The 24454-nt window shown below is 59.2% G+C and carries 25 protein-coding genes and 2 pseudogenes; 5 read left to right on the top strand and 22 right to left on the bottom strand.

Annotation, left to right across the window (positions count from 1 at the left end; genetic code table 11):
• The first annotated feature begins 1 nt into the window (after position 1).
• Positions 2–985 (top strand): ketopantoate reductase family protein, encoded by a 984-nt coding sequence (locus tag RGR602_RS24345; RefSeq protein WP_040114637.1) that lies wholly within the window; start codon positions 2–4, stop codon positions 983–985.
• Between the two features lie 31 nt (positions 986–1016).
• Complete coding sequence (gene msuE / locus RGR602_RS24340) at positions 1017–1577, top strand: FMN reductase (protein ID WP_040114636.1); 561 nt, start codon at positions 1017–1019, stop codon at positions 1575–1577.
• Positions 1578–1970: 393 nt separating this feature from the next.
• On the opposite strand, the gene RGR602_RS24335 is transcribed toward msuE (RGR602_RS24340), so the two are convergent.
• From RGR602_RS24335 to RGR602_RS24280, 11 genes are all read right to left on the bottom strand, one after another.
• Entirely contained in the window at positions 1971–3194 is a 1224-nt protein-coding gene (locus tag RGR602_RS24335) for an ATP-binding protein (RefSeq protein ID WP_040114635.1), read from the bottom strand.
• A 363-nt stretch (positions 3195–3557) separates the two neighbouring features.
• Positions 3558–4847 (bottom strand): cystathionine beta-lyase, encoded by a 1290-nt coding sequence (locus tag RGR602_RS24330; protein ID WP_407692060.1) that lies wholly within the window; start codon positions 4845–4847, stop codon positions 3558–3560.
• 6 nt (positions 4848–4853) lie between these two features.
• Positions 4854–5450 (bottom strand): 2-hydroxychromene-2-carboxylate isomerase, encoded by a 597-nt coding sequence (locus tag RGR602_RS24325; protein ID WP_040116443.1) that lies wholly within the window; start codon positions 5448–5450, stop codon positions 4854–4856.
• 38 nt (positions 5451–5488) lie between these two features.
• Positions 5489–6529, bottom strand: a complete 1041-nt coding sequence (locus RGR602_RS24320) for an LLM class flavin-dependent oxidoreductase (protein ID WP_040114634.1) — start codon at positions 6527–6529, stop codon at positions 5489–5491.
• A gap of 10 nt (positions 6530–6539) precedes the next feature.
• Complete coding sequence (locus RGR602_RS24315; protein ID WP_040116442.1) at positions 6540–7481, bottom strand: ABC transporter substrate-binding protein; 942 nt, start codon at positions 7479–7481, stop codon at positions 6540–6542.
• 76 nt (positions 7482–7557) lie between these two features.
• Entirely contained in the window at positions 7558–8502 is a 945-nt protein-coding gene (locus RGR602_RS24310; RefSeq protein WP_040114633.1) for an ABC transporter substrate-binding protein, read from the bottom strand.
• A gap of 95 nt (positions 8503–8597) precedes the next feature.
• Positions 8598–10376, bottom strand: coding sequence for an amino acid ABC transporter permease/ATP-binding protein (locus RGR602_RS39500; RefSeq protein WP_082046674.1), 1779 nt, complete (start codon positions 10374–10376; stop codon positions 8598–8600).
• A 37-nt stretch (positions 10377–10413) separates the two neighbouring features.
• A complete protein-coding gene (locus RGR602_RS24295; RefSeq protein WP_040114632.1) occupies positions 10414–10977 on the bottom strand; it encodes a GNAT family N-acetyltransferase in 564 nt (187 codons plus the stop codon).
• Positions 10974–12173, bottom strand: coding sequence for a M20 aminoacylase family protein (locus tag RGR602_RS24290; protein WP_040114631.1), 1200 nt, complete (start codon positions 12171–12173; stop codon positions 10974–10976). Before RGR602_RS24290 ends, RGR602_RS24295 begins: the two co-directional genes overlap by 4 nt.
• Before the next feature lie 17 nt (positions 12174–12190).
• Positions 12191–13540, bottom strand: a complete 1350-nt coding sequence (locus RGR602_RS24285) for an LLM class flavin-dependent oxidoreductase (protein ID WP_040114630.1) — start codon at positions 13538–13540, stop codon at positions 12191–12193.
• Positions 13541–13563: 23 nt separating this feature from the next.
• On the bottom strand, positions 13564–14556 hold the full coding sequence (locus RGR602_RS24280; RefSeq protein ID WP_040114629.1) for an MsnO8 family LLM class oxidoreductase: 993 nt from the start codon (positions 14554–14556) through the stop codon (positions 13564–13566).
• Between the two features lie 213 nt (positions 14557–14769).
• On the opposite strand from RGR602_RS24280, the gene RGR602_RS24275 reads away from it, so the two are divergent.
• The 3 genes and pseudogenes from RGR602_RS24275 to RGR602_RS24265 all read left to right on the top strand — a co-directional run.
• Entirely contained in the window at positions 14770–15156 is a 387-nt protein-coding gene (locus RGR602_RS24275; protein WP_040114628.1) for a tautomerase family protein, read from the top strand.
• Between the two features lie 387 nt (positions 15157–15543).
• A complete protein-coding gene (locus tag RGR602_RS24270) occupies positions 15544–15825 on the top strand; it encodes a type II toxin-antitoxin system Phd/YefM family antitoxin (RefSeq protein WP_040114627.1) in 282 nt (93 codons plus the stop codon).
• Positions 15825–16145, top strand: a pseudogene (locus RGR602_RS24265) (type II toxin-antitoxin system RelE/ParE family toxin); the annotation flags it as partial. The gene RGR602_RS24270 and the pseudogene RGR602_RS24265, both read left to right, overlap by 1 nt.
• A gap of 140 nt (positions 16146–16285) precedes the next feature.
• Here RGR602_RS24265 and RGR602_RS24260 read toward each other — a convergent pair.
• From RGR602_RS24260 to RGR602_RS38775, 11 genes and pseudogenes are all read right to left on the bottom strand, one after another.
• A complete protein-coding gene (locus tag RGR602_RS24260; RefSeq protein WP_082046673.1) occupies positions 16286–18064 on the bottom strand; it encodes a dipeptide ABC transporter ATP-binding protein in 1779 nt (592 codons plus the stop codon).
• A gap of 1 nt (position 18065) precedes the next feature.
• On the bottom strand, positions 18066–18923 hold the full coding sequence (locus RGR602_RS24255) for an ABC transporter permease (RefSeq protein ID WP_040114626.1): 858 nt from the start codon (positions 18921–18923) through the stop codon (positions 18066–18068).
• Positions 18916–19872: an ABC transporter permease gene (locus RGR602_RS24250; RefSeq protein WP_040114625.1), complete on the bottom strand. Its 957-nt coding sequence runs from the start codon at positions 19870–19872 to the stop codon at positions 18916–18918. Before RGR602_RS24250 ends, RGR602_RS24255 begins: the two co-directional genes overlap by 8 nt.
• A complete protein-coding gene (locus RGR602_RS24245) occupies positions 19850–21439 on the bottom strand; it encodes an ABC transporter substrate-binding protein (protein ID WP_040114624.1) in 1590 nt (529 codons plus the stop codon). The genes RGR602_RS24250 and RGR602_RS24245 overlap by 23 nt, the downstream gene beginning before the upstream one ends.
• A gap of 301 nt (positions 21440–21740) precedes the next feature.
• The gene (locus RGR602_RS36370) at positions 21741–22442 is read right to left on the bottom strand and encodes a gamma-glutamylcyclotransferase (protein WP_082046761.1); all 702 of its coding nucleotides are present in this window, start codon (positions 22440–22442) and stop codon (positions 21741–21743) included.
• A gap of 44 nt (positions 22443–22486) precedes the next feature.
• On the bottom strand, positions 22487–22795 hold the full coding sequence (locus RGR602_RS24235; RefSeq protein WP_040114622.1) for a hypothetical protein: 309 nt from the start codon (positions 22793–22795) through the stop codon (positions 22487–22489).
• Between the two features lie 56 nt (positions 22796–22851).
• On the bottom strand, positions 22852–22995 hold the full coding sequence (locus RGR602_RS37595) for a hypothetical protein (RefSeq protein ID WP_166677449.1): 144 nt from the start codon (positions 22993–22995) through the stop codon (positions 22852–22854).
• 10 nt (positions 22996–23005) lie between these two features.
• A complete protein-coding gene (locus RGR602_RS24230; RefSeq protein WP_040114621.1) occupies positions 23006–23194 on the bottom strand; it encodes a hypothetical protein in 189 nt (62 codons plus the stop codon).
• A 42-nt stretch (positions 23195–23236) separates the two neighbouring features.
• Positions 23237–23410: a hypothetical protein gene (locus tag RGR602_RS37590; protein ID WP_166677448.1), complete on the bottom strand. Its 174-nt coding sequence runs from the start codon at positions 23408–23410 to the stop codon at positions 23237–23239.
• A gap of 53 nt (positions 23411–23463) precedes the next feature.
• Positions 23464–24024: an FMN reductase gene (msuE, locus tag RGR602_RS24225; protein ID WP_040114620.1), complete on the bottom strand. Its 561-nt coding sequence runs from the start codon at positions 24022–24024 to the stop codon at positions 23464–23466.
• A 193-nt stretch (positions 24025–24217) separates the two neighbouring features.
• Positions 24218–24411, bottom strand: a pseudogene (locus RGR602_RS38775) (FAD/NAD(P)-binding protein); the annotation flags it as partial.
• Positions 24412–24454 lie beyond the last annotated feature (43 nt).

Here is a 24454-nt window from a genome sequence, read left to right as displayed (position 1 = left end):
CATGACACGCTACATCATCATCGGCGCCGGCGCGGTCGGCGCGAGCCTCGCTGCCGAATTCGAAACACATGGCATTCGCTATGTGCTCGTTGGGCGCGGCGCCCAGATTGCCCATATCGCGGCTTATGGTCTCTCGTATCGCCGGCCGGGCGGACACCGTGTGCTCCGGCTCAACACCGCCGACACGGCCGCTCCACCGGCGCTTCACCCGGGTGATGTTCTGGTCCTCGCGGTCAAGGCACAGGATGTTGAGTCAGCCACGGAATTCTGGGCCTGGCGGCAGGTCGAGGGTGGAGGATTTGCATCGGAACTGCCCCTCGTGACATTGCAAAACGGGCTGGCTGCGGAAGACATCGCGCTACGGCGCTTCGATCGTGTCTATGCAGCCAGTATCCGCATTCCGGCCCACTACACCGTCACCGGCGAAGTCGTCGTCGGAGGCGAGCCGAATGTCGGCATCGTCGCCCTTGGGCGCTACCCCGAAGGGCTCGACGACACGGCTTTGTCGATCGTCACGGATCTTTCAAAGGCGGGCTATCTCGCCGAAGCGCGGCCCGACATCCGGCGATGGAAGGCGGCCAAGCTGGAGCATAACGTCACCAATGCGGTCGAGCTTTTCGCAGGCCCTTCCGAAATCCGCTCAAAGGCCGCAGCAAGCCTGGCGCAGGAGGCACGGACCGTTCTCATTGCTGCCGGTTATGATCCGGCGGCCCCCTCGGAATGGAAAATCGACATCTCATCCTGGCGGGTCGCACCAGAGAGCGGCATCAAGCCCGGCCAGCAATCGACCTGGCAAAGCTTCACCCGCGGCACTTCGAGCGAAGTCGATTATCTGAATGGTGAAATCGTCCGGCTCGGCCGCATCCACGGCGTCGCGGCACCTCTCAACACCGCATTCCAACAAGCGGCAGCGAGGCTTGCGCTAGAGGGCCACGCACCGGGCACCAGGGGTATTGCCGAGGTCTTGGACGGCGTTGCCCTTTAAGAAGCTTTAAGACTGCATCGAGAGGAAAAACATGAGAACACCAAACATCGTCGGGATTGCAGGGAGCTTCAAACGGCCTTCGAAAACTCGGTCGCTGGTCAGCCATGTCGCCGAAGTTGTAAGCGGCCGGTATGGCTTTGATTTCGACGTCTACGACATGATTGATGTCGGGCCATCGCTTGGCGCTGCCCTTTGGCGCAAGCAGCTCGATGAAAAGGCACAACATGTGCTGCAAGAAATTGTCGCCGCCGACGTCCTTATCATCGGCGCGCCGACCTACAGGGGCTCGTATCCGGGCCTCTTCAAGCACCTGATAGACCTTATTGATCCGCATGAACTGAAATCTAAGCCAATCCTCATCACCGCAACAGGCGGCGGCGATCGTCACGCGTTGATGGTCGAGCACCAACTTCGCCCCCTTTTCGGCTTCTTCATGGCTCACACCCTCCCAACAGCCGTCTATGCATCGGATCGTGATTTCCGTGACTATGCTGTCGCTTCTGAGCACCTCAGCAAGCGCATTGAGGAAGCGGTAAACGAGGTGGGTGTCTTCTTCCCCAGACGAGTGCCAACATTCGACGCTGCCGAGTAGTTACTAGCCAACCCTTCGATTGACCCGTTCTCGTGCGAGCCGCTCGCTCGCGCAGTCGGCGGCACGGTCATTCCGCGACTATGAGGGGTTCGCAGAATCGACGCGACATAGAGTCATCCAACGGGATCGGGGTATTTCCCTAGGGGAAACGCCTACCCTCAAGGAAGCGCTTGAGCCGGATGGGCTTGTTGCTCGTCGCGGACCGAGTTTGCTTAGTCCCATCACGGCTTCGTTCAATTGGGCGAAGGTGCAAAACGACGAAATGCTGACGGCAACGGGAAGTTTTGCGCGATGGTCACCTTGAAGGGAATCCAACCTGGGGGCCCTTTTCATCGACACCGTCGAATTTTCAGGAATGCTCGGGTCTGGAGACTGAAGCGCAATTCCCAGGCGCTAATGCCACAACGCCGAAATTGGCACGGCGGATAGGCGTTCGCCGAATGGAATCACCTTGTTATGATCGTACAAGACAATGCCCGAAACAAATTGTTCTCCACATGCCTCGGCCAAAATTCGCAATCCGGAAAAATCGGAACTCGAGACGGATGCTGCCGCTTTTATCTCGATACCGACAACTCTCCCGCTTCTGTCTTCGATGACGATATCGACTTCGTTCTGCTGCTTGTCACGAAAATGCGAAAACTCGAAGCGGGTATGCCCGCCGCTGGCGAGTTTTAGGATCTCCCCAAACACAAAAGTCTCCAGCAACGCTCCGAACTGACCCCTGTCGTCGCGCAGGCGGTCGAGAGAGAGGTCCCGAAGAGACGCGAGCAGACCGGAATCGAGGAAATGTATTTTCGGTGTTTTGGTCAGGCGTTTCAGTTTGTTGGAAAACCAGGGCTGCACGGTTCGAGCGAGGAACAGGCTCTCGAAGATGCCGACATATTTTTGCGTTGTGATGTGGTTCATACCGATGGCCGCGCCAATTCCGGAATAATTCACGAGCTGTCCCGAATGCTGTGCCAGAATCCGTAGCAGGCGCGGCATTTGAGCAATCTGCTCGATTTGCGCGACATCGCGAACGTCGCGTTGAACGATCGCCTGGATATAATCCGCATACCAGTCCTGTCTGCGGCTCAGGGTTTTGCGGCCCAATGCCTCGGGATATCCACCGGCCAGAACCGCCGCCATCAGGTCGTCTCCGACAATTGGTTCTCCGGCTTTGGCTTCGTTTTGAAAGGCGTCGCGCAGGAAGCTGCTGCCGGCTGTCCTGATCTCGCTTTGCGCAAGCGGTAGCAATCGTACGACCTCCATGCGCCCTGCCAGCGAGTCTGCCACGCGTGGCAACGTCATTAGATTGGCTGAACCGGTCAGGAGGAAACGCCCTGGGCGCTGGTCGGTATCCACGCTTTCCTTGATGGCCAACAACAGCTCGGGAGCGCGCTGAATTTCATCGATGATGGCGCGATCCATGCCTCTTACAAAGCCAACTGGATCCTGTCGCGCTGCGTCCAGGGTCGTCGCATTGTCCAGCGTGTAATACTCCATCCCCTTGTTGGCCATCTTCTTGGCCAACGTTGTTTTTCCAGATTGTCGGGGACCGACGATCAGTACGACTCGCGTGTCTGACATGGCGTCGGCAACGCGTTGCTCAACGAGTCTTGGATACAGCGCCAAAGCTTCAATCCTTAAATGACCGTTTGAAACTACGGTGATGACCGATCGAAAGTCAAGGCGTGACCACTTGAAATCCACATGGCGGCTGATTGAAACGGGAAACCAAAAGTAGGTAGCATGCCAGATTGCGGCATGAGGTAAACGAGAGGCCACGCAGGCGCTGCCGAAGTTTTCACGGCGGTCACCGGAACTGACCTGGCTGATCCTCAACGGAGGGGTACCTGATCAGGAGGGAAGCGAAAGCAGACCTATGTGCGTCCGAGTCGACAGCGGCGATAGTCGTGCTCTTGATGGGAACCGAACCGCTGACCACTCCCCCTCAATAAACGCAAAATCCGCAATAACACAGCAAGTGCGCGCCGATCATCGAGACGCCCGTGCCACAGAAAATCCTTTCTCAAGGTCCGCCTTAAGATCGACGACATCTTCGAGACCGATATGGAGGCGCAGAACGGGTCCCTCCTCTGGTGGCGGCAATATACGCCGATCATTGAGATCGACGTGAAGTGCCAAACTCGGGAAGCCACCCCAGGAATAGCCTATTCCGAAAAGCAAAAGGGCGTTCAGGAAAGCCTGTGCTTTTGCTTGGAATTCATCCGTGCGCGCGACAGCCAGCACAAATGAGAAGACTCCGCTTGCGCCTTTGAAATCGCGTTTCCAGATCTCATGACCAGGGAAACTCGGCAGGGCGGGATGCAGGACACGCGCCACGTCGTCGCGGGCTTCCAGCCATTGCGCTATCTCAAGCGCGTTGGACTGATGACGCTCCAATCGGACACCCATGGTGCGGAGCCCGCGCAATACTTGATAGGCATCATCAGGGGCACCGCATATGCCAAGCGCGCCATTCGCATACTTGAGGCGTTTCCAGTGTTCGGCGTTGGCTGAAACGGTCCCCAAAAGAATATCGGAATGGCCGGCCGGATATTTGGTGGCCGCCTGGATCGAAACGTCCACGCCGAAGTCGAGCGGCCGGAAGTACAGTGGCGTCGCCCACGTATTGTCCATCGTCACCACCGCCGCGTGGCGGTGTGCGACCGCTGTGATGGCCGGCACGTCCTGCATCTCGAAAGAGTTCGAGCCCGGCGCTTCCAGATGAACAAGCCTCGTATTCGGCTTGAACAGCGAGTCGATCGAAGCGCCGATGGACGGATCGTAGTATTCGACCTGCACACCAAAGCGGGTAAGCATTGTGTCGCAAAAATGACGGACATTCCCATAGACGGAATCGACAACCAGCGCATGGTCGCCTGGAGAGAGATAAGCGAGAAATGCCAGCGTGACAGCGGCAAGGCCGGAAGGCACGATGATGGTTCCCGCCGTCCCCTCGAGCTCGTTCACCGCTTCGCATAAGGCGTCCGTCGTTGGCGTCCCGCGTGTGGCGTAGGTGTACTTCTGCTCATGTCTTTCCATCGCCTTCGCATTCGGGAAAAGCACCGTTGATGCTCGAGTAACGGGGGGATTGATGAAGCCGTGATAATCGAAAGGGTTGTATCCAGCCCTGACCAGCTGGGTATTGGGACCAAGGGCCTTTGGTCTATCGTTGTTATCGCTCATGAGTTCCTGCATCCGGTTGCCGTGGAACAGCTCACTTTGTTCCGAGGAGCCATTCCGTTGTCCGATATTGGCATCTGGCCGCAAGGCCGGTTTCACATCGGGCTATGGCCTGTCACCTCTCAAGTGACGCTCAAGGAAAGGCAGATTGTCCTGCCCCCAGTAAATCTCGCTTTCGTAAAGGTAGGTCGGGAAGCCAAACACTCCGCTCTTCACGGCATGTTGTCGATCGGTAGCCCATTTGCTCTGTACATCTTGGTCCGCTTGCCGCTTCGACAGGGCCGTTCCGTCAAAACCGGCTGAGTCCGCAACGGCTTCGCGCATGTAAGGCTTGCCTATATCCTTTGCTTCGCTCCAGAAGGCGCGCTGCAAAGCGCGCGTAAGACCGATCCAGTCTTTCCCGTCGAGATAGGCGGCAATGACGATGAGAGAGGCAGGAGCAGGGTCGCTCAGTCCCGGACGGTTTTCCAGCCACAGGTCTTTGCCGCGCACGCGCGCCCAGCGTTTCAGGTCTCGCGTCCAGTAGGCACGGCGGATTTCCGGGCGATTGCGGGAAAAGATACCGCCATTTTCTTCGACGACGGTTGTCAGATATGGCCTGATCTCGACGTCGCTTTTCGTCGCAAGTTCGACGAAAGCGTCGAAGCCAATGTAGGACCAGGGCGAACCGATGGAAAAGAAGTATTCGACGACTTTGGTCAACGTTTGCAATTCCTGTCATAGAAAGTCACGGTGCGTCTTCACGCCGTTCGCTTTTCTTCGCTCGCGTCACGGGACCAGCGAAGCTCGGGTGCGACGAGCGTGATGAAGTCGTGGATGATCTGGCGATATTCCTCGTCTTCGAATTCGTACGGAAGTTCGAGCCTGAGTTCGCTGACATGCGGCAGGATCGGATCGGCAAACAGACGCTCGAGGATTTCGTCCGCCGTTCCGACGAGATCACGGGCAAAGAGCGTGCGCCGCTCACCCTGCGGTGTCAGCGTGCGTTCATCGCGTCCCGCAGCATAATCCCGGTAGCGCCGGCGCGTGTCCGGATCGGCACTGTCGAGCGGAACGATCACACGGCCAAGCGCCACGCGACCTCGTCCACCACCTGCAAGCTTGTAGGTCTCAAGCTGACGCAGTTGCGCGACAACGAAGTCATCGGTCTGTTCGCCTGTCGTCACGTTGCCGATCAGCAGATTGAAGCCGTTTTCACCGGCCCACCTGGCCGACCGCAACGATCCGCCGCCATACCAGATGCGATCGACAAGACCCTTGGCATAAGGCTGCAGGCGCGGCCGCTGCGGACCGAAAGGCGTCTTGATAAACGTGTTGTCGTCACCGAGATAGCGGCCGCGCAGATTGTCGGCAAATCGGAGCACGCGCTCATGCGAGAAGTCATATTTCTCCCAATCGCCGTCAAAGGCGAGCGGTCCGATGAGATCGGCATGCAGTGGCCGGCCGGCGCTGAGGCCCACATTCAGCCGCCCGCTTGAAAGCACATCGACCGTCGCAAGATCTTCAGCCAGCCGATAAGGGCTTTCATAGCCGATCGGAATGACGGCGGTTCCGAGCTGGATCCGGGCCGTCCGCTGCGTTGCAGCCGCCAGAAAAGCGGTTGCCGAGGATATGCCGGGCTCCAAATGCCGCTGGCGGACCCAGGCGCTGTCGAAACCGAGCTCCTCGCCATAGGCGAGAAGCTGCAGCGTCTTTTCAAGTCCGGAAAGCGGATCGCTGTCGGGATAGTTGCCGGGCGTCAGGAAGCCGACGTGCTTTATCGAAACGGATTGGCCGCTCATCGTCCGATCCTCAAAATTTCGGCAATCCGGGCGGATTGGTTTCCGACTTCGGTACGGCTTCCTCTGCAAGCTGCCACCGATCAAGGATCTTCGCGTAAGTGCCGCCCGCAATCAGATTGTTCGTGGCGATCGTCAGAGCATAAGCCAGGCCGCTCCCCTTTCGCGTCGTGATGGCGACGTCGGACCGGTCCGGCCAGCCGGCGCTCAGGGTGCCTACGCCCTTAATGTTCTTGTCGCGGGCGGAGATGTAGACGAGTTGGGCATGCGGCTGGACGATCACGTCCGCGCGGCCCGACGCCAGAGCCAGGAGGCTCGCCGCTTCGTCGTCGTAATATTGCAGTTCGAGCGGCTTCAGCCCGGCAGCGACATTCTCCTTGCTCCATTCCACAAGGATGCGCTCCTGATTGGTCCCTGCCCCGACGATGACCCTGAGACCCGCCGCATCCTTCGGCTCCTTGATCGAGGTGATCTTGCTGTCCGATTTGACGTAGATGCCGTGCAGGCCCTGGCGGTAGGTCGAGAAATCAAACTTCTCCTTGCGCTGCTCTGTGACCCCGACATTGGAGATGACGGCGTCATATTTTCCCGAGACAAGACCGAGCGGCCAGTCGATCCAGGCGGCCGGCACCAGCTCCAGCTTGAGTCCCAGACTGTCGGCAATTGCATAGGCGATATCCGGATCGGCACCGACAACGGTCGTGGCATCGGTCGCATAGGTGGCAAGTGGCGGTCCGCTCGGGGAGACGGCGACCGAGAACACACCCGGCTTTACGAACTTGAAATCCTTGGGGATGACGGCAGTCGCGCGCTCGTCCCGCCCGGCGTGAATGCGGCCCGGCTGCTCCGGGCTCAGATCGAAGACGGCGTCGCCAGCACGCGCCGTACTGAAGGATGTCAGCGCCGTCATCATCAAAACGAATGAACATGCCCGGATGACCGGTCTGCCTATCATGAAACTCTCCATATTCGATCTTCCCGAGAGGCCGGCTCCGCAAGGCAGAACCGGCCATTGATCGCATCACACGCGCTTACGAGCCGATCTTCGGCAGGCCGGGCGGATTGGTCTTGGCTTCATCGATCGCCTCCGGGCCGAGATTCCAGGTGTCAAGAATCTTGCGGTAGGCGCCGCTGGCGATCAGATCATTGATGACGCCGGTCAGCGGGGCCGCCAGACCGCTGCCCTTGCGCGTCGTGACTGCAATCTCAGCCGTAATCGGCCAGCCGCCGCTGACGGTACCGACGAGCTTGGTCTTGCCGTTCAGTCCCGACGCATAGGCCTGCGTCGCGTTCACACTGAAGACGGCATCGGCCCTGCCCGATTGGACAGCCAGGTCCTTGACCGCGTCGTCGTCGTAATACTGCACTTCGATCGGCTTCAGGCCGGCCGCAACGTTCTGGCGGTCCCATTCCAGCAGGATCTTTTCCTGGTTGGTACCGGCATCGGTAATGATCTTCAGGCCGGCAATATCCTTCGGTTCCTTGACCGAGGTGATCGGGCTGTCAGTCTTGACGTAGACGCCGAGTTCGTCCTTGCGATAGGTCGAAAAATCGAACTTCTCCTTGCGTTCTTCCGTCACGGTCACATTCGAGATCACCGCGTCGAACTTTCCGGACGTCAGGCCAAGCGGCCAATCGGCCCATGCGACGGAGACGAGTTCAAGCTTCCGGCCGAGGCTGTCGGCGATGACCTGTGCGAGATCGACGTCGTAACCGATGACGGTTTTGGAATCGGAGGCATAATCATGGAGCGGCAGATTTCCGCTCGTGCTGAGGCCGACAGTGAAGACGCCATCCTGGACGAACTTGAAATCCTTCGCTTCGGCGATGCGCTTTTCGTTCTTCTCCACCCGCAACCGGTTCGGCTGTTCCGGACTGAGGTCGAACTTGCCTCCTGCCTGTGCTGCGCCGATGCCGAGTGCGGCGATTGTGACGGCGCCTGTCATCAGGAGTTTTGCTGTTTTCAAAAGTGCCATGTTTCCCGTCTCCATTTTCATCTATTGGTTGTGTTTTCTGTCATTATTCATCCGGTCGCCCGTCGCGGCCGGCATTTCACCAGCACCGTTCGGCGCTAGAGGACCTTGGCAAGGAATTCACGCGTGCGGGGATGCTCTGCTTCGTTGAAGATGCGCGCCGGCGGGCCGGCCTCCAGAATCTTGCCGCTTTCCATGAAGACGACCGTATCGGCGACTTCGCGGGCAAAACCGATCTCGTGGGTGACGATGAGGAGCGTCGTGCCCGTGCGGGCAAGTTCCTTGATGACGTCGAGCACTTCGCCGACGAGTTCTGGGTCAAGTGCCGAGGTCGGCTCATCGAAAAGCAGGACCTTGGGTTTCAGCGCCAACGCCCGGGCAATTGCGACGCGCTGTTGCTGGCCGCCGGAAAGCTGGCGCGGGTAAGCGTTGACCTTGTCGCTGAGGCCGATGCGGGCAAGCAGTTCCAGCGCCAGCTGCGCGGCTTCCTCGCGGCCGATGCGGCGAACCTGGATTGGTGCCTCGATCAGATTTTCGAGCACCGTGAGATGCGGAAAGAGATTGAAGCTCTGGAAGACCATGCCGATATCGGCACGGCGCTTGAGGATATCCTTTTCCTTGAGTTCATAGAGCGCGTCGCCCTTTTGAGCGTAACCGACAAGCTCGCCGTCGACGGAGATGAAGCCGTTGTCGACACGCTCCAGATGGTTGATGGCGCGCAGGAGCGTCGACTTGCCGGAGCCGGAGGGGCCAAGAATGGCCGTGACGCTGCCCGCCGGAAGGCTGAGTTCGATATCGTCGAGCACCTTCAGCGCGCCAAAACTCTTCGAAATGCCATGGATCCGCACAGTGCCGCCCGCTGCCCGCAGGGCCGCCGCATCATGGAAGCCGATTTTGCCGACTCGATCGGTCGCAGGATTGAGGACAGGCAGCGGGCGGCGGAAACGGTCGAAGAAGGCCTGGAAGGGCAGCGGCGGCGGATTGCGGACGGCGCCCTTGGAAAAATAGCGCTCGATATAATGCTGAGCGAGCGACAGCACGGTCATGATGATCAGGTACCAGACGGTCGCGACCATCAGGAGCGGAATGACTTCGAGATTGCGGCGATAGATCACCTGGACCGTGTAGAAGAGCTCCGGCAGCGCCAGCACATAGACCATGGAGGTGCTTTTCGCCAATCCGATCAGTTCGTTGAAGCCGGTGGGCAGGATCGAGCGCATAGCCTGCGGCAGCACGATGCGGAAGGCCTGGCGGCGGCGCGGCAGGCCGAGTGCGGCGGCGGCCTCCATCTGACCGTGATCCACCGAGAGGATGCCGCCACGGACAATCTCCGCGAAGAAGGCCGACTGGTTGAGCGTGAGGCCAAGGAAGGCTGCGGCGAATGGCGTCAGCAACTGCACTGTCGGGTAGTTGACGAAGACCGTATCGGTATAGGGGATGCCAATCCTGATCGTCTCGTAGAGGTAGCCGAGATTGTTCAAAATCAATAGCAGCACAATCACGGGAATAGAGCGCAAGAGCCAGATGTAGCCCCACGACAGACTGGAAAGCAGCGGTGATTTCGAGACACGCGCCAACGCCAGAGCTGTTCCGAGAATGGAACCGGATATGGCAGCGAGCGCCGTCAAAAGTAGCGTCCTGCCGAGGCCGACGAGCACGGGCTCGGCGAAGAACCATTCGGCAAAGACGCCCCAACCCCAGCGCGGATTGGTGAAGGTGGAATAGAGCACGGCGGCAATGATGAGAGCGGCGAAGATCGTGCCTGCCAAGCGACCCGGATGGCGCGCCGGCACGATCCGGTAACGGGAATAGTCCTGCTTCGATTCTGTCCTCCTGCTGCTGGCGTCGATGTCCGCGAATTCCGTCGTCAGTGCCATGATGCTTCCCCTTTATGATTACCGGTCCTTGCCGTTTTCAGAGATTGCCGCCGGCCGCGCGCAGGAGCGGCTCGACTGCTTCGTGTTCGAGGCGCGGTTGAGCAAGGTGGCTGATGTCCTTTTCGAAGGGCAGGCTCTTGTAGACTTCAGGATCGACAGACGTGTCGAAGAGCGCGGTGTAGCCATAGTTCAAATAAAGGCCGACAGCTTCCGGCTGGCGGAAACCCGTCGTCAGATAAATACGTGAATAGCCCTGGCGGGCCGCCTGTTCTTCGAGCTCGACGAGCACCTTCCGGGCAAGCCCCTGGCGCCTTAAATCGCGACGCGTCCATATCCGTTTGAATTCGGCAGTCTGCTCGTCGTAATGCTTGAAGGCGCCGCCGCCGATCGTTTCGCCATCGCGGATCAGCAGCAGGAAATTGCCATGTGGCGGCGCAAAGGCTTCGGGGGGATAGCGATTGAGCTCGGCCGCAGCACCTTCGGCATTGAAATAGCTGCCGTAGCGGCTGTCGTATTCGTGGATGAGCTCGTCGATCAGCGGCTTGGCGCGGAGATCAAGAGGGCTGGTATAGAGAAACACATCGCTCATATCGTTCGTCACCCGTTGTCATCAGTGAGGAAGGTTTCGGCGAGCCGCACCCAGTAGCGGGCGGCGGGCGCAATGATCGCGTCGTTGAAATTGTAATGAGCGCTATGCAGCGGAGCGCTGTCGCCATTGCCGACGAAGAGATAGCTGCCGGGATTTGCCTGCAGCATGAAGGCGAAATCCTCGCTTGCCGTTCTCGGTCGGAAGTCCTTCTCGACCGCCGCAGGACCGAGTGCATCGTAAGCGACGCTACGGGCGAAGGCCGTTTCCTCCGCGTGATTGACCAGCGCCGGAAAGCCGAGGCGGTAATTCACATCCGCCTCGGCGTCGAAGCTTTCCGCCTGGGCGCGGGCAAGTGCAGGAATGCGCGCCTGCAGCTGCTGGCGCACGCTCTCGCTGAAGGCGCGCATGGTCAGTTTCAGCTCCACGCTCTCCGGTATGACGTTCGAGGCAGAGCCTGCGTGAATGGAGCCGACGGTCGCGACCGCCATCTCCTGCGGATCGACGTTGCGCGAGACGACGCTCTGCAGAGCAGTGATGAAGGACGCCGAGGCGAGCACCGGATCGACGGCCCGATGCGGTTCGGCGCCATGGCCGCCCTTGCCGATGATCCTGATGATGGCCTGATCGACGGAAGCCATGGCGGGGCCGGTGACGAAGCCGAATTGCCCTGTTGGGACGCCCGGCCAATTGTGCAGCCCGAAGACGGCATCGACGGGGAACCGTTCGAACAGTCCCTCCGAGATCATCTTGCGGGCGCCGGCGCCGATTTCCTCGGCAGGCTGGAAGATCAGCCGCAAGGTGCCGCTGAAGTTGCCGCTTTCGGCAAGATAACGGGCAGCAGCAAGCAGGATCGACGTGTGCCCGTCATGGCCGCAGGCATGCATGACCCCGGGATTGCTGCTGGCAAAGGAAAGCTCCGTCGCCTCTTCGATCGGCAGGGCATCCATGTCGGCACGGAGACCGATCCGCTTTTTGCCCTCACCACGCCTGAGGGTGGCGACGATGCCGGTGCCGGCAATGCCCGTCGCCACCTCATAGCCCCAGGAGGAAAGGTGGGATGCCACAAGCTTGCTTGTTCTGAGCTCCTGAAACGCAAGCTCCGGATATTGGTGCAGGTCGTGGCGAAGCGCGATGATCTCGTCGAGGTAAGCGGCGATGCCCTTCTCGACCGGATCGTTGCTGCGCGAATTTTGAGCGATGACGTTCATGACGGTTCGTCGGCGCCTCAGGCACCGACAGCCTTTCCGCGCTCGAGTTGATCGGCGCCGGCCGCATAGCGGCTTTCGCGGAAGGGCAGACCCAGATGGTCGCGCAGCGTCTCGCCCCTCAGGACCGGGTCGAAATAGCCGCGCTCGGTGAGGATCGGCAGAACGTATTTGGCGAAGTCGTCGAAGCCCTCCGCGATGACAGGGAAGCCGAGAATGAAGCCGTCGGCCGCGCCATGGTCCACCCAGCGGATGATCTCGTCGGCGATATGCTCCGCCGTGCCGATAAACGCTGTGCGCGGAGTTGCCGAATCGAGCGCGACCTGGCGGAGCGTCAGGCCCTTCTCCCGCGCCGTCTTCTTGATGCGATCGGTGGTGGCGCGGAAATTGTTCCTGCCAATATCGCCGAGTTCGGGGAAGGGCTCGTCGAGCGGGTAGACGCTGAAATCATGGTGATCGAAGAAGCGTCCGAGATAGAGCAATGCCTCGTCGATGGTGACGAGGCTGCGTATTGCCTGATACTTGGCTTCCGCTTCTTCCTGCGTCGCACCGACGATCGGTCCGATACCAGGATAAATACCAACTTCCGCGGCACTGCGGCCATGTGCAATCACGCTGTCCTTGAGCTGTCGGTAGAAGGCCTGCGCCTCCTCGAACGGCCCGCCATTGGTGAAGACCGCATCGGCATGTTTGCCAGCAAGCCTGATACCGGAATCCGAAGCGCCCGCCTGGAAGACGACCGGCTGGCCCTGTTTCGAGCGGCCGATGTTAAGCGGCCCCTCGATGCGGAAGAAGCGGCCCTTGTGATTGAGGCGATGCAGTTTGCTCTTGTCGGCATAGACACCCGTCTCTCGGTTGCGGACGAAGGCGTCGTCGTCCCAGGAATCCCACAGCCCCTTGATCGCATCGATATATTCTTCGGCGATCTCGTAGCGCAGCTCGTGCTCGGGATGTTCGCGGCTGTAGTTGCGCCCGGAGCCCTCGAGCGGCGAGGTCACCGCGTTCCACCCTGCCCGGCCGCCGCTGATCAGATCGATCGAGGCGAACTGGCGAGCGATGGTGAAAGGATCGCTGTAGGAGGTGGAGACGGTGCCGACGAGCCCGATCTTCGAGGTCGAGGCCGCAAGTGCCGACAGAATGGCGATCGGCTCGAAGCGGTTGAGAAAATGCGGGATCGACTGCTCGTTGATGTAAAGCCCATCGGCGACGAAGGCAAAGGCAATGCCAGCCTCCTCGGCCTTGCGCGCCGTCCTGACGAAGAAATCAAAATTGGTGCTGGCGTCTGCTGGTCCGCTTGGATGCTTCCAGGCGTTCATATGACCGCCGGGGCCTTGCAACATGATGCCGAAAGTGACGTGTTTCTGAGCCATGGAAGCAATCCTCTTTGGAAGTGTCAGGCGACGAGCGAGAGCCGTTCCTTGGCGAGCAGCTCGATCGAATTCAGGCGTTCGGCAGCCGTCAGCGCCGGCGTGTCGAGGATGAACTCCTTGACGCCGTAGCGGCGATGCAGTTCGTCGAGTTCCTTGCGGATGTGGGAGGCCGTTCCGTGCAGCACGCTCGGCACCTTCTCCTCGACGCGGTAGTCGGTCACGCCGGATTGACGGGCAAATTCTGCCGCCTGCTCCTCGTTGCCGACGTTCACGCTCTGGCCGTTGGGCAGGAAGACCTTTACGATCCGAAGATCGCCGACGCGCTCGCGCGCCTCTTCTTCGCTTTCAGCGGCGAACGCGGCGAGAGCCAGGATCGGGCGTTTGCCGCCCGTCGCTCGTTCATAGGCATCGAATGTCTTGCGCAGGTTTTCCGGATCGCCGTTCAGATGGCCGGCGAAGACCAGTTCCCAACCTTTTCGGGCAGCAAGTTCGGCGCTTTCGACGCTGGCACCCAGCAAAAACCGCTCGGGCGCCACGGGCGGGAAAGGCGTTGCCTGCGCAACATCGTGGTTCGGGTCCGCGGCGAGATAGGTATTGAGGTCGGAAAGCTGGTCGGCAAAATCCGGCTTCCTCGCCGGATCGACTGCTACTTGCAGCGCGCGCGTCGAAAGCGGAAAGCCGCCCGGCGCCTTGCCGACGCCGAGATCGACGCGGCCCGGGGCGAGCGAAGCCAGGAGGTTAAAGGTCTCGGCCACCTTGTAGGCGCTGTAATGCTGGAGCATGACGCCGCCGGAGCCGACCCGAATGGCCGACGTCCGGGCAAGAAGGTAGGCGATCAAGGCCTCAGGAGCGGAACTCGCGAGATTGGTCGTATTGTGGTGTTCCGCCACCCAAAACCGGTGATAGCCCAGCTGCTCGGCCCTCACCGCCAGCCGCACGGTCGACTGCAAGGCGCCACGCGAATCCTGCCCGGGCTCGATCGGGCTCTTGTCGAGAAGGCTCAGGAGATAGGTCATATTGCTCAAAACCCGCTTATTTCATTAGTCTATCAAATCAGTAGATTTTATGTTTTATAAGAAACGCGGTTCTCTTTAAGACCAAGGAAGGAGAATAATGTCGCTCGCCGTCACGACAGTCGGGGCGGTCTGCTGGCAGTTCTCTCCAGCCGGCAAAACCAATGGTGCAAGGCCCAGAGCGGTTGGGTATTCACGCGCTGAACGGAGAGAAATATGCCTGCAACAAGAATTGAGACCCGGCGCGGCTGGATCGGAGAGCGTCGCCTGGAACTCATCGAAGCGGTCCAGCGCGGATTGCAGACGGGGCTTCGGATCCCGGATCATGACCGGTGCATCAGGCTTATCGAATATGATGCCGACGCATTGATCACACCGCCCGGCAAGGGACCGTTCTACCTCGTGATCGAGATCATCTTGTTCGCCGGACGTTCGCTGGAGGCTAAGCGCCGTCTCTATTCCGCCCTCACCGAGGAACTCGCAGCGTTCGACGTTCCGGCGCAGGATATCAAAATTGTTCTCGTCGAAAGTGACCCTGCAAACTGGGGAATTGCAGGCCTGCCGGCGAGCGAAATTGATCTTGGCTACAAGATCAAAGTTTAAGCCGCTGCATTGACGTTGCCTGACATAGGAGCGTCAACGGCTTGACGCTCGGAGTAACTTGCAAGGTCAGCGACCCGGCGTCTTCGGGATCAGAAGCCTCGCTTCGTCGATACCGCTTGCGTCAACCGCTCTGCGCAACTCTCGACGATCGACGGTAGCGTGGTCGAGTGCTTCCATATGCGTCGCAACGACGGTCACAGCCGACGCATGCTCGAGCTAGACAAACTTCATTATAGGAAATGACATTCTCTTTCGAACGCGTTGAATGAAAAAAGAGGCCGCACCCACGATGGAAAATCGGATGCCCGGAACGTGTCCCACCGCCGTCGAGGCTTCTTTCAATCGACCACATGATGGTCTATATTCTGGTCGAAAGGGAGTAACCGCATGAAGCTGTCAGAACGGGTCAAGCCGATCAGCTATCTCAAGGCGCACGCGCCCGAGATCATCCGGACATTGAAGGATAATCCGCAGCCGGTCGTCATTACGCTTCACGGGGAGGCGAAAGCCATTCTTCAGGACGTCGGTCAATACGAAGAAACTCAGGAGACACTGGCGCTTCTGAAGGTGCTGGCGCTCACCAACCGGCAAGTCGAGGAGGGTAAACTGCGCCCTGCTGCGAAATCCTTCGCGCTCATCCGCAAACGTCTGGCGGACAGCCAATCCTGATGCCATATCGTGTTCTTTTCGCCGAGGACGCGGAACGCGACGTCGAGGATCTCTATCGCTTCATCGCCGGTCGCGACGGCGCCGAGATGGCAGAGCGCATCCTGACGGAAATCGAGCGCGCGTGCGCCGAGCTCGAAGAATTCCCCGCTCGCGGAAATATTCCGAAGGAGTTGGCGGGTATCGGAATCTCCGAATATCGGGAACTGCACCATAAGCCGTGGCGGGTGATTTATCGCATCATGGGTACTGATGTCGTCGTCTACTGCGTGGTGGACGGACGGCGCGACATGCAGAGCTTTCTGGAGCGAAGGCTCATCCGCTTACGTTTGGCATATCGTTCTTCGTCGATTCCGACATATGACTTGCCTGCGATCACTCCACCCCTGATAGCCCGTGGACCTTTTGCCGGAGCTTAGCCCCTGCAATCCCATTCAGATACCACGGTAGCACACGCAAAACATCATCTTGTCGGCAGTTGCGGCAAGGCGGCTAGGAGTTCCTGCGTATAGCTTGCCTTCGGCGTTTCAAATATCTCCTCGACCGTCCCCGTCTCGACGATCCGGCCATCCTTCATGACGGCAATCCGGTGACAGAGATGCTGCACGACGCGAAGATCATGCGAGACGAAGATCATCGCCAGCCCCAGGCGGCGCTGAAGATCTGAAAGAAGATCCAGCACCTGTGCCTGCGTCGTGACGTCGAGTGCCGAAACCGGCTCATCGCAGACGAGTACCTCCGGCTCCGACGCCAAAGCCTGCGCGATTGCAACCCTCTGGCGCTGACCGCCGGAAAGCTCGGAGCCGCGCCGCGACGACAGGCTTTGTTCCAGCCCGACCATCTGCAGAAGCGAGGCGATGCGCCGACGCCGGGCGGCTCGATCGAGCGTCGTTGAGACGCGGAGTGGTTGCTCGATGATACCGGCCACATCAAAACGCGGATCGAACGATCCGAAAGGGTCTTGTGTGATCGTCTGGATGATGCTGCGCCGAACGCGGCGGCTCTTTTCGCGCGCTGCGCTCCATTCTTCGCCTTTGAGCAGAACTTCGCCGCGATGAGGTTTTGCAAGCGCCAGGACGAGCTTGCCGAGAGTCGTCTTGCCCGACCCGGACTCTCCGACGATCCCAAGGGTTTCGCCGGGATAGAGCTTGAGCGAAACATCCCTGACCGCATCGTGCCGGCTGCCGTCCGGACGGGTAAAGGCAAGCGAAACGCTGCGCGCCTCGATGATCGGCTTTGCCCGCGGATCAAGGCTGGCTTGGTGAACATTCACCAGTTTCTCTCCCGGCGGCGAAGCCAGCCGTCGGCCGCGAGTCGCCGCCGACGGGACAGCGCCAAGCAGCCGTTTCGTATACTCATGGCGCGGTGCAAACAGGACGTCACGCGCCGTTCCTGTCTCGACTATCTGCCCCTTTTGCATAACCGCAATCCTGGCGGCGACCTGTGCGACAACGGCAAGATCATGCGTAATCAGCAGAACGGCATGTCCGGCGCGGGCAAGTCCGCTGAAAACCGACAGGACTTGCTGCTGCAGGGAAACATCAAGCGCCGTCGTCGGCTCGTCGGCGATCAGCAGCCGAGGCTCACCGGCGAGGGCTGACGCGATCAGGGCTCGCTGCCGAAGCCCTCCAGAAAGCTCGTGCGGATATTGTGCGATGACATGTTTCGGATCTGCGATGCCGACTTCGACCAGCAATTCCTTGACACGTTCAGGGATCTCGGCGCGGTGAAGAATGCCGTGGGCGAAAATCGGCTCCGCGACCTCGCGGCCAATCTTTCGCAGGGGATCGAGCGAACTCAGTGCATCCTGCAGCACGAAGCCGATCTCCCTGCCCCGCAGTCGTCTCCAGGCTTCGGGCGAAAGCGAATGCAGGTCGACCGGCACACCATTTCTGCCGGCCAGTGCGAGCCTTTTTGCCTCCACGCGCGCCCGGTTGCCGGCAAGACCGACAAGGGCACGCGCCGTGACCGATTTCCCAGAACCGGATTCACCGACGATCGCAAACACCTCGCCCTGCGAGATCTCGAACGAAACACCCCTCACCGCATCAACCGCCAGGCCAACCCCTTCGAAGGAAACGCACAGTTCTTCCACCCGAAGAAGCGGGTCGGATACTCCCTGCTTGACATCGACGGAGGAGGCCCGGCCGGATGGTCTTTCGGTCGTGACCGCTTCGGTTTTGAAAGGAAGGCCCGGTGCAGCGGTGACCTGTGGGAACCAGTGGGACGATATCGGACGCATCTCAGCGCTCCCGTTGGAGCAGGATCGCCTGCAGACGGCGGCCAAGCAGGGTCATGGAAATGACCGACACCGCAACGACCGTTGCCGGCAACAGACTGGCCCAGGGCGCGACATCAAGAACATTGCGCCCATCGGCAAGAAGCGCGCCCCATTCTGGAGAGGGAGGCACGACGCCAAGGCCGAGAAAGCTCAGCGCGGAAGCCGCAAGCACGGAGGTGCCTATTCCGACGGTTGCAAGAACAGCCAGGGGTCGGATGGTGTTTGGCACGATATGTTCGGCGACGATCGCAAGATAGGGTTCGCCAATCACCACGGCCTGTTCCACGTAGCCGGATCGGCTGACGCGCAGCACCTCGGCGCGAACCAGACGCGCGTAACCCGCAATGCCGGCCAGCCCGACGGCGAGCGACGTATTGAACGGTCCGCGTCCGAGAACCGCGATGACGAGGAGAGCGAGAAGAATCTCCGGAAAGGCAAGCAGGATATCGAGCAGCCGGACCAGCACACGATCAAGCGGTCGCGGCGCCAGCGCTGTGATTGTCCCAAGCACGACGCCGCCGGCGCATGCAATCAGTGTCGCCCCTAGCCCAATGAAGAGCGATTGCGCCGTTCCGTGCACGACGCGGGAATAGACATCGCGGCCGAGCTGGTCTGTACCAAACCAGTGAGCAACGCTGGGTGGCTGAAAGGGAGCCAGGAAGTCTACGGCATCGGGCGCGATGGATGCGAGCAGGCTGGGTGCCGCCGCAGCCACCAACAGCAGCGGCACGAATGTCGCTGGCAATAGCGTTGCCGGCGAAAACCATGGGTTCCGGTCCTGCTGTATCCGCAGCAGCGGGATATCTATGCCGTTACTCATGACTTGCCCTCCGAAGGCGTGGGTCGATGACAAGGTAGAGAGCATCAACGATGATATTGACGATGACGAAGATCAGTGCCGAGAACATCACCAGACCGAGAACCATGGGCATGTCCCGGCTTTTGATCGCCTGCAGGGTGATCTGTCCGATGCCGGGCCGGCCAAAGACGGTCTCGGTCAAGATCGAGCCGCCGAGAACGCTTGCGAGAAGCGTGCCGGTGAGCGTCGAAGCAGCAAGGGCCGCGTGACGCAAGCCGTGCCGGATGCGCAGTATCGTCTCGCCAACGCCGCGCATTCGTACCGTCATTGCAAAGGGTTGGGTCAGCGAATCCTCCAGCCCGTCGCGAAGAACCTGGCTGAGCAACGCACCAAGCGGCAGGCTGAGTGTCACGGCCGGCAGCACGAGCGAGCGAAAACCGTCGCTGCCCGTGACCGGAAACCACTGCAGCTTGAAGCTGAACAGCGTGAGCAAAACGATGCCGATCCAGTAGATTGGTGTGCTGAGAGCAATGAGTTCGAAGCCGATCAACGCCGCTCGCAATTTCGCGCGCTGTCCAGCGGTCGCAATGGCGCTGATGAGAGCGGCCACGACGGCAATAAGCATCGCTGTCGCAGCCAGTTGCACTGTGTAGCCTCCGGCTTCAACAATCACGCGGGTGACAGGTTGCCGATATTGATAGCTGGTGCCGAAATCTCCGGTGAGGGCGCGCCGCACGTAGGTTGCATATTGCACGGCAATCGGCTGATCCAACCCGAACTGCCGAGCGATCGCCTCGCGTTGCGGGCCGTCGACGATATTGTCCCCGCCACTGATGACCCCGACTGGATCGCCCGGTATCAGCTTGACCACGACGAAGGCGATTGTCGCCGCGCCCCACAGGACGACCGCAATCATCAGCAGCCGGTTCAGCGCCCTCAGGGCCAATCTAGCGCTCAAGCCAGGCATCATAGAAATTCGGCTTGGCATTGGTGGCCCAGCTGATCCCTTGCAGTTTCCTCGAAGCGCCCAGCTGATAGGCTGCCACGAAGAGCGGCACGGCGTATGCCTTTTTGATGATCTCCTTTTGGGCCTCGCCGTAGAGCTTCTTGCGCTCTTCGTCGCTCGCGCCGACCGCCTTCAAAAGCCGCTCGTCCAGTGCGTTTACACGGGCGGAATTTGCTCCCTTCGGCGGAATGTAGTCGGAAAGGAAGACCGTACGGAGAATATCGGGCTCGGCACGGACGTACCAGAAGGAATCGATGTCGTAGTCATTGCTGCCGAGCGCCCCGGTATGTCCGCCATCGTCTGTTGGAACTAGTTCGAGGTCGAATCCCACCTGCTTGACCTGAAACTGCACCGCCTGAGCGAGGAGAACTTCTTCTGCGCTCTTATCGGAGGAATCGTAAACATAGCGGACGGTGAGACGCTTGCCGTCCTTCGTGCGAAAGCCCTCGCCATCTCGCTCTGACCAGCCGGCCTCGTCGAGCAGTTTGTTTGCCTTGGACGGATCATATCCCCAAGACGCAGCGATTGATGGATCGTAGTAGAGCGTCGAAGGACCAAAAATGTTGTCGGCGGGCTTCAGGCTGCCGAGGTAGGCGGCCTGCACCGCCGATTTCACATCCACCGCGCTCTGGAAGGCCTGCCGCACCTTCTCATCGGCAAACGGACCGCGCGAGGTATTGAGGAAATAGGACGTATTGACGCCCGGATTCTCGCGCGTGACCACCTGCAGGGAAGGATTTTCTTGCACGGAGCGGTAGTTTGCGGGCGGCACGTTATCGATCGCGTCGACCTGGCCGCTCGTCAGCGCACCGAGGCGAACGGATGCTTCCGGCAGGATCTTGAAAACGATAGCGTCAAGATAGGCGGCGCCTTTATGGGCCGCATAGCCAGGACCCCAGTTGTAGTCCTGCCGCTTTATGACATGACTGCCGCTCCCTTTCACGAAACTCTCAAGCGTGAACGGACCAGACCCAACGACCGTGTTTTTGGTGTTTGCCGTCTTCTTGAGATAAGTCGGCGACTGGATGCCGAGGTAGGGCAGGCTCAGGCCTTGAAGCAGCGGCGAGAACGGTTTCTGGTACGCGATGACCACTGTGTCCGCGTCGAGTGCCTCGATCGACTTGACCGGCCCGAGCAAGGATTTTGCATAGGCCGACGTCGTCTTCGGGTCGATAATGCGGTCGAAATTGTATTTCACGGCTTCGGCATCAAGCGGCGTGCCATCGCTGAAGGTTACATTCTTGCGCAGATGAAAGGTGTAGCGTGTGTGATCGTCACTGATCTCCCAGCGATCGGCAAGCCATGGCGTGAAGCTGTTATCCTCGGCTTGGCCAACGAGTGAATCAACGAGATTGCGGGCAATCACCGCAGTCACCGAACTGCCCGTTATTGATGGATCGATGATTGCCGTATCTGTGCCGAGCGCAACATTGAGCGTGCCTCCATGAACGGGTTTGGTGTCCTGTGCCTGTGCCGCTGCCGGTGCAAGAGCCATGGCAAGCAGAAACCCAAGCGACTTCACCGCCGCCATCAGTGATGGCCGGAGGCTCGCAGTTCGGCGAGCGAGCAAATGAGGCGCCGCGCGTTTCGTTTTCGTTGGGAAGAGATGTCGGTCTGGCATGAAGTGTGCCTTCTTGCTGGAGGAGAGATTGTCTTTGCGACGGCGATCGTTTCGAGCTCGCAGATCGTTCGAAACCTACGGTCGCACTCAATGAGTAATCTACAAATTTAGTAGATTAATATAAGGAGAAAATTACCCTTTTGCCTTCGACGGCCGGAATATCTTGTTGCGGTAGCCAGCGGCGATAGCCTTTTGGCCCAGGCTGATGCGATCAGGATGATAGCCGGTGTATGGACCGAATCTCGCAAGCAACAAGTTCTTGCAGTTGCCACAAATTGCGATCGCGGATTCCATACTGCTCCAAGTGCAGAACGGTCAGGTATAAATATTCCGCGCATGAGCCTATATGGCCGCAGGCACGCGCCAGCACGCGCGCGACGGTTGCCAAGGGCAACTTCAAAGAGACGTGCTCACCCTTTGGACCGGCCCAGAAAACCAGTGCGCGTACATATCCTTGATCCGTCTCGACCGTGATCCAGCGGATCGCCTTGACGCCTTCGCGAGAACCAATCTCGCGCCGTAACAATCTTCGGATTTGGCCAAGGCGATCATTGTCCGGTAGGCGATAGGCCATGCCAGCGCAACTCCCGCCGCGGTCAAGCGCCATCATCAGCCCCGGCTGTTCCGGCGTGCCTCTCCAGCGATTGAGCCGCAGACAAAATGAGCGATGCCATCCTTGAGCAATCGCCCGGCGACTTTCAACAGCATCAAAGTCGGGTTTCCAGATCAGGGAGCCGTACGCAAAAATCCACAGAGGCTGTTGTTTGCTCTCGTGGAAGATCCGCTCGGCGACGGCCTCGAATTCAGCGTCACTCAGCAGTGGTCGATGCGGATCTGGGCCAAGATCCTGTTCGTCTCGAAAACAAAGCGCTACAAGCTCCGCGGTTAAGGACATCCGCCGGTCGCCCGTCATAACCTGTCTCTCTGTGGTGGCGTTCAACAAATCCGCTCGCAAGTTCAATGGACCGTAAATCTCGCCATCTCTTGCCGATGTCGTTCCAGCGTGCGCAAAAGCAACGCTAGTTCTTCAACGATCGCTGAGAACGTCGTATCATCGGCGTCGGCAATGCTGCTCGTCATGCCTTCGATCATTGCAATGAGCCGCATGACTGGAATCGGAGGCTGGCGGTCGTCATCGGAAACGAAGACCGTCGTCATTTCCGTCAATGCATGAACAAATCGGTCGATAAGTTGGCGGCGGCTTTCTCTGTGAGAGATCGCCGGGTCGTCTGATAGGTGCAGCAGCTCTTTGACGAGATCGGACATGTGCTGGGCACCTTGCGTTCAAATCGGCGACGCTGCGCGTTCGCGCAGCACAGACATCAGAGGACACCAATCACCAGCGCCAAAATGAATGTGAACGACGAAACGATGGAGCCGATTGCCATGCAGTGCAGGGCTTTGGATTGGATGTTCTTGGCGTCCAACTTCTGGATTGGCCGACGAAGATCAAAAGCGAGTGCCATTGCCGTTTCCTCAGTACCAGGATCCAGACGCTGCGCTCCAGTAAAAGAGCTCATATTCGCGCAGTTCGCGGTCGCCTTCGCCGCGTCCATGGTTTTGGGACGACTCGCCGGTATTTTGGCCGCGTGGCGTTTCATTCGATTTGCGACGAAAAAGGCCGTCGAAGAGCGCTTTGAGATGGCTGACGAAAATCTGCATCATACGATCCTCCGTTTTGCGCAATTGCGATTGCGTTGATCCGTCTCAGGAAATGAGCGAATGCCGGCGCGCATTCGTGAGCAATTCATGGGCTGACGCATACGGGCCGAAGAGCATGAGAAGGCGGTTTTCCTCCCTTTTCTCCAGACGATATCGCCGCGCGAAATCGAAAACACTCCACAGCTCATCGGATGGGACTGCCGCATTGGTCTTATCCATCTGTGCCTCCTTATCGTCTTGAGCGGGGTTCGCGAGCGGATACGCCCCCTCAGCTATTCGGCTGCGGCTAGAATTGGATTTTCTGCGGGGAAGAAGGCTGCGAGCTCACCGACCACCTCCTCGATCCGATTTGAAAGCGGCGCGGAGGAAACACGATAGTCTGTGAAATCACGATCGGATGCGTAAACAGCCGTCGGCAAGGTATGAGACATGAAGAAGCCGAACAGCGGCCGCAACTGATGTTCAACCATCAACGCATGACGGTCGCCTCCCCCTGTCGCCGTTATGACGATCGGTTTAGCGCGCAACTCATGCGGCTCGATCAGGTCAATCAGGTGCTTGAACAGGCCAGGATAGGAACCCTTGTAGGTTGGCGCGCCAACGATGAGAGCGTCCGAGGTAACGATGGCATCGATAATCTCTTTCGCCTGATCATCGAGTTCCTTGCGCCAGATCGCACGTCCAAGCGAAGGACCAACATCATGAAGATCATGAATCCTACTTGTGAAACCGTAACGCTCAGTGGCGCGCTCTGCAACATTCTGAACAAGAGCATATGTCTTCGACGGACGATTGAAGCTGCCGGCGATGCCGACCAATTTGGGAGCAGCCATTTGGGTTCCTTTGCCTTCAGGGCGCGGAGACCGCGCCAGTCTTTCAATAAATAAAGTCTATAAATTTACTGGATTAAAGGAACAGCAGACCCTGATGATGGCCACGAGGGAAAAATCTTTCCGCCGAATGCCACCGTCATCAGTTGCTGACCCCTCGACCGACGGGTCGACACCTGACCACCCCGCACGATCGCTAAAAGGCTCATGCGTCCCGCGGGAACATTCAATCTGTGTAAAGTAAAGTTCGGTGCGATAGGCAGTGCCTCTGCCAAAGCCTGGATCGCCTCCAACAAGCGCGACAGAGGACGATTCCGGAAGGAGTTCAACGAGGTTGCACACAGTTGCGATCGCAGAAAACCCCGAACCGACGACGACATCGTATATCATTGCCCATCTCGCGACACAGGCACGGTCAAACGCCGTGCAAGTC

The organism is Rhizobium gallicum bv. gallicum R602sp (assembly GCF_000816845.1).
In the GTDB taxonomy this organism is placed as follows: Bacteria; Pseudomonadota; Alphaproteobacteria; order Rhizobiales; family Rhizobiaceae; genus Rhizobium; species Rhizobium gallicum.
The sequence above is the reverse complement of the archived record's forward strand: the minus strand, read 5'-3'. Positions and strand labels throughout refer to the sequence as shown.

Coding starts and splice junctions, on each gene's coding strand:
- RGR602_RS24345 (WP_040114637.1), top strand. CDS start 2: ATGACACGCTACATCATCATCGGCGCCGGCGCGGTCGGCGCGAGCCTC.
- msuE (WP_040114636.1), top strand. CDS start 1,017: ATGAGAACACCAAACATCGTCGGGATTGCAGGGAGCTTCAAACGGCCT.
- RGR602_RS24320 (WP_040114634.1), bottom strand. CDS start 6,529: ATGAGCGGCCAATCCGTTTCGATAAAGCACGTCGGCTTCCTGACGCCC.
- RGR602_RS24315 (WP_040116442.1), bottom strand. CDS start 7,481: ATGATAGGCAGACCGGTCATCCGGGCATGTTCATTCGTTTTGATGATG.
- RGR602_RS24310 (WP_040114633.1), bottom strand. CDS start 8,502: ATGGCACTTTTGAAAACAGCAAAACTCCTGATGACAGGCGCCGTCACA.
- RGR602_RS39500 (WP_082046674.1), bottom strand. CDS start 10,376: ATGGCACTGACGACGGAATTCGCGGACATCGACGCCAGCAGCAGGAGG.
- RGR602_RS24290 (WP_040114631.1), bottom strand. CDS start 12,173: ATGAACGTCATCGCTCAAAATTCGCGCAGCAACGATCCGGTCGAGAAG.
- RGR602_RS24285 (WP_040114630.1), bottom strand. CDS start 13,540: ATGGCTCAGAAACACGTCACTTTCGGCATCATGTTGCAAGGCCCCGGC.
- RGR602_RS24280 (WP_040114629.1), bottom strand. CDS start 14,556: ATGACCTATCTCCTGAGCCTTCTCGACAAGAGCCCGATCGAGCCCGGG.
- RGR602_RS24275 (WP_040114628.1), top strand. CDS start 14,770: ATGCCTGCAACAAGAATTGAGACCCGGCGCGGCTGGATCGGAGAGCGT.
- RGR602_RS24270 (WP_040114627.1), top strand. CDS start 15,544: ATGAAGCTGTCAGAACGGGTCAAGCCGATCAGCTATCTCAAGGCGCAC.
- RGR602_RS24260 (WP_082046673.1), bottom strand. CDS start 18,064: ATGCGTCCGATATCGTCCCACTGGTTCCCACAGGTCACCGCTGCACCG.
- RGR602_RS24255 (WP_040114626.1), bottom strand. CDS start 18,923: ATGAGTAACGGCATAGATATCCCGCTGCTGCGGATACAGCAGGACCGG.
- RGR602_RS24250 (WP_040114625.1), bottom strand. CDS start 19,872: ATGATGCCTGGCTTGAGCGCTAGATTGGCCCTGAGGGCGCTGAACCGG.
- RGR602_RS24245 (WP_040114624.1), bottom strand. CDS start 21,439: ATGGCGGCGGTGAAGTCGCTTGGGTTTCTGCTTGCCATGGCTCTTGCA.
- RGR602_RS36370 (WP_082046761.1), bottom strand. CDS start 22,442: ATGACGGGCGACCGGCGGATGTCCTTAACCGCGGAGCTTGTAGCGCTT.
- RGR602_RS24235 (WP_040114622.1), bottom strand. CDS start 22,795: ATGTCCGATCTCGTCAAAGAGCTGCTGCACCTATCAGACGACCCGGCG.
- RGR602_RS37595 (WP_166677449.1), bottom strand. CDS start 22,995: ATGGCACTCGCTTTTGATCTTCGTCGGCCAATCCAGAAGTTGGACGCC.
- RGR602_RS24230 (WP_040114621.1), bottom strand. CDS start 23,194: ATGATGCAGATTTTCGTCAGCCATCTCAAAGCGCTCTTCGACGGCCTT.
- RGR602_RS37590 (WP_166677448.1), bottom strand. CDS start 23,410: ATGGATAAGACCAATGCGGCAGTCCCATCCGATGAGCTGTGGAGTGTT.
- msuE (WP_040114620.1), bottom strand. CDS start 24,024: ATGGCTGCTCCCAAATTGGTCGGCATCGCCGGCAGCTTCAATCGTCCG.